General features: G+C 27.4%; 4 protein-coding genes. 3 read left to right on the forward strand and 1 reads right to left on the reverse strand.

What is annotated here, in order from left to right; genetic code table 11:
* The 3 genes from Q0138_RS07865 to Q0138_RS07875 form a co-directional block, all read left to right on the forward strand.
* Positions 1-312 (forward strand): hypothetical protein (locus Q0138_RS07865; protein WP_297983057.1); only part of this gene is annotated, 312 nt, incomplete at its 5' end.
* A 390-nt stretch (positions 313-702) separates the two neighbouring features.
* Positions 703-2,238 (forward strand): transposase, encoded by a 1,536-nt coding sequence (locus tag Q0138_RS07870; RefSeq protein ID WP_297983061.1) that lies wholly within the window; start codon positions 703-705, stop codon positions 2,236-2,238.
* A 400-nt stretch (positions 2,239-2,638) separates the two neighbouring features.
* Positions 2,639-4,267 carry a transposase gene (locus Q0138_RS07875; protein ID WP_297983066.1) on the forward strand — a complete coding sequence of 543 codons (1,629 nt, stop codon included), beginning with the start codon at positions 2,639-2,641 and terminating at the stop codon, positions 4,265-4,267.
* Between the two features lie 42 nt (positions 4,268-4,309).
* On the opposite strand, the gene Q0138_RS07880 is transcribed toward Q0138_RS07875, so the two are convergent.
* Positions 4,310-4,519, reverse strand: a complete 210-nt coding sequence (locus tag Q0138_RS07880) for a hypothetical protein (RefSeq protein ID WP_297983069.1) — start codon at positions 4,517-4,519, stop codon at positions 4,310-4,312.
* Positions 4,520-4,691: the final 172 nt, after the last annotated feature.

Here is a 4,691-nt window from a genome sequence, read left to right on the forward strand (position 1 = left end):
AAAATAAAAAAGCTTAGTTCATCCGACAAATCAATAATAAATATTTTAAAATTGTTTGACAATTCAAAAATTAATTTAAAATCAATGGATGATAAACTAAACAACAAGTCAACCATGAAAAAATTCATTAATAGTTACAGGGATTGGTTTTTAAAAGTTGAAAGAAAAAATACCTCCAAATCCTATTACATTGCAAAATATAGAAATTCCTTTGTTTTTTTAACCATTGCGCTTATGGTTTATTTGGCATTAACTTTTATTATTCTAGTAAATGATAATGAGGGTTGGAAAGATATCGATTATTTTTTGTAAATCCAGCAAAAAAGTATTACTCATTGTCATGGAAAAAATTCAAACTTCACCCACTAAAAAGCACAAAATAAGTTTAAAATATAACAATTAATTAAACAAAATCAGACTCCATATTACTATTTTTATTACATTTAAATAAAATTTTTAAAAAAACAAATTTTCATTATCAACACTTAATTTTTTTTCAGTACCTCCCCTTTTAAAAGGTAAAATTTAACGATATTGTCCGCTTGCGGACAAAAAAATTTTTTCACTTGAAATGCTTCTAAACTCTAAATAACAAACTGAGATAAATCTAATTTTAAAATAAAGAAATAATAAATCGAAATATTTAAATACTAGTATTTATATATATTATATATAGGTATAAGTAGCATTGGAGTAGTTATTATGGATGATATTGCTGTTAATGATTATTGTGGAAGATTGGAGTACGTTGAATTTGATGCAGGTATTCCTGAAGATCATTTTGTTCGTTTTGTTGTAAGTTTCGTGAGAAACTTTTTAAAATTCTTTAAATTAAATAATATTAAATTTACAAGTAATGATGAGAATAATAAAAGTTATTCATTAGTTAAATTAGCCGGTTTAATTTATTATGCTTTTACAGAGGGAATAACTGATGCTAAAAAGATTGAATATAATGCTAAATATAATAAACTTTACATTTACGCTGCCAATGGTATAGAACCATCCTACAAGACCATTGAAAACTTCATTGAAGAATGGGGAGACTTATTTGAATGTTTAGTAACCTACACCATTATTTTTGCTAAAATAGCAGGATTAACTGGTTTGGAACATGTTGCCTTTGATGGATCATTATTCAAAGCAGCAAATAATAAATTTAACGTACTTCACCGTGATGATGTGAGAACACTAATTAGATGGGTCAGTGGAAAAGTGGTGACTAATAGAGAGTTGAAAAAATTACGCAGACCTGCTAAAAAATTCATGGCACGTCTGGATTTAACCAATAAACAAAAATTAGACTTACTGAATACTATTGATGAACGATTTGATGAAACCGGTCAGAATACTGTTCCTGTTAATGATTATGATGCACGACATGTTACTGATAAAAAAGGAAAAAAGATTATCGGTTATAATATTCAAACAGCAGTGGATAATTCAACTAAAATGTTTTGTGCAATTCTTATTTCTAATCAGGCAACTGATCATGGACTGTTTCCTGAAATATTCAATAAAATGGTTGAAAATATTGGAATAATGCCTGAAGTCACCAGTGCTGATTCAGCATATCATGACTATGAAACACTACAGTTTATTGAAGATAATGATATAAAAGCCCTAATTGACAATACAAGAGCCGCTAAATTGCGTAATGGCAATGGAAGTAAAAAAATATTCCACAAAGACAATATGAATTTTGATTATGAATGTAACGCAATGAAATGCTATGCCAACAAACCATTATACTTCCAAGAAAATACATTCAGTGTTAATAATAAAACTGGTAAACTTGAAGTCCAATCCAAATATTATAATGAAGAAGCCTGTGCAGGCTGTATTTTTAAGCTCTGTTGCTGTAAAGGAAAGAAAAAACGTGAAGTTATAGTTTCAGGAGGTGAATTGGCATTAAAAATGGAAGAATCAATGTTAGATTATGAAAATATTTATGAATATATGAAAAGATTTTCCACAGTAGAACCTTTGTATGGCATATTGAAAACATTTTACCACATTGATGACATGTTAGCAAGAGGTAAATTTAAAAATACTAATAAATTAAATTTATGTGCAGGTTCTTTTAATCTTAAGAGATTATATACCTTACTTATGGAAATAAGTGGTTCATTAGTCGATTTTAATAAAGAATTTGAACATTTCCATGAAGAAACTGCGAAATTTATGAATGAAATAGAACAAGAAAAAGTTAAAGTGCATTACCCTATGGTAATATAGTCAGTATTGTTGAAAATTCTAAAAAAGTATTACTCAAAATGTTATTTTCCAACACTCTGAAAATTTAAGAATTAATATATTTATGAGGGTTCCGAAAAAGACAATTTTTTAAAAAAAAATTAAAAAAAAGTATTACTAATTTAACAAACTACCTCATAAATCATAATAATATAATACAAACCACACTAACATCACTAAAATTAAATAGAATTATTCAATAAAAATACTCATTCTATTGACAAAAAAATTTTTCATTTAAAATCAACTCAAATCAAATAAAATTATTTGTACCCTTTTAAAAATTATCAAAATTACTATTAAAAATATTTAAAACAGTTATATTTATATAGTAGAACTTACAGATATTATAATTAGATAATATTACATGTTGAGTGGTATTATGAGTGATATTGATATTAATGATTATTGTGGTCGATTCGAGTATGTCTCATTTGATAAAAGCATTCCTAAAGGCGATTTTGCTCGTTTTTTAGTACAATTTGTGAACTCTTTATTAAAGTCATTTAATCTAAATAATGAAATATTTCCTTCAGCTAAGGATAATAAAAAAGGATATGCAATGCATAAAATGGTATCACTAGTATATTATTCCTATTCCAATGGATTTACTAAAGCAAGTGTTATTGCAGACTTAGCAAAAAATCATACTTATTATAAATTTGTTGCTAATGGAATAACACCTGATGAAGACACTATAAACTTATTCATCAATAAATGGGGCAGTTTTTTCGATTATTTCATAGCATATACAGTTCAATTTGCTATAGTGTCCGGTTTAACAGATTTAAATACAATTTCAATTGATGGCACACCACTCAAAGCAGCCAACAATAAATTTAATGTCATCTATGAAAACGATGCAAAAACTTTATTAAACTATTATATGGGTTTCAGAGTCACAAACAAACAATTAAATAAATTACGATTCCCTGCTAGAAGATTCTTAAATCGTGAGGATCTTAGTAATTTAAAAAAAATTAATATTTTAAAAGACATATTGCGCAGATTTAAGCAAACTGATGAAAATACCATACCTATTAATGATATTGAAGCTATTCATTTGATAAATAAAGCAGGTAACCCTGATGTAGGTTATAATATTCAAACTGCTGTTGATTTCATGTCTAAAATGTTTATTTGCATCATGGCAACCGATAAAGCAACAGATCATTATCAATTTCCAGATGTTATTGAAAAAGCAATACAAAATATGGGTGAAATACCTGAAACAACAAACGTTGATGCAGGTTACAATACTCGACGAGTATTGGAACGTATTGAAGAAATTGGTTTAAATGTATTGATGGACAATAATCGTAGCGCAAAATTAAGAAATGGTCATAAAAATAACGATAAATTTCATAAAGACAATATGGAGTATAATTCAGAGGGAGATTACTTTACTTGTTACAATAATGAAAAATTAACCTATCAAAAAACTAACGTAAGATGGGATGAGAAAAAACAAGATTATATTATTGAACGTATTTATGCTAATAAGGAGGCTTGTTTTTCCTGTCCTTATTGTGAAAATTGCTGTTCAACTAAATATCGTAAAGTAGTCATTAGTGGTGGAATTTTAGCGTTAAATATGGACTTAAAAATGCAAGATTATGAGAATATTTTAAAATATATTACTCGATTTTCTACAGTAGAAGCTCCCAATGGTACTTTAAAAGTATTTTATCACATTAATGAGTTTTTATCAACTGGTAAAGTTAATATTCAGAATCGATTAAATTTATGTGGAGGTTCATATAATTTAATACGCATTTATAATCAATTAATGGAAATGGAGGATGTTAATAAGGATAATATTTTAGAAGTTACTAAAAAATTCTGTGATTTAACTAATGTTAGGATGCCTATTTGGAGAAGTATTAAGTTTCCATTTTCAGATGAGGTGTTACTTTTACCATACGTCTGTGAAAGTTGTAAAGTTGATGAATCTTTGAGGGATTATGAAAATTCTTTAGAGGATGTTCAAATAACTTTATCTGAGGCTTAATTTTACTTTTTTAAAAAAAGTATTACTTTTTTTTAAAATCATCTATTTTTCGGAAACCTCAAGCAAAAGTCCTGCAATCATTAATACAATACCATATTTGAGATATTTTCCAATTCCTCTTTTTGAAACAAACTTGCCTATTGGAAGCATTAACGATAAAGACATTATCAGATAAGCCAAATTGATTGCATGTAACATTTCAGCTGTCAAATCCAAATTTGAGGCTATTGTTGGAAGTGCTACTGTAACCATGTTGCCTATGAACTGAACGCAGAACATCAGCAGGCATCCGAGTATTATGACCCATTTGTCTTCAGCTTCTTTTTTCATAGATATCAATATTGGAATGTTGATTAGTTTAAAGTAATAATGTAATTATTAATAATATAATTAAAAATGATTGGGGATTGGGGATTGGGGATTG

The sequence above is a fragment of the uncultured Methanobrevibacter sp. genome (genome assembly GCF_937906425.1).
Taxonomy (GTDB): Archaea; Methanobacteriota; Methanobacteria; order Methanobacteriales; family Methanobacteriaceae; genus Methanobrevibacter.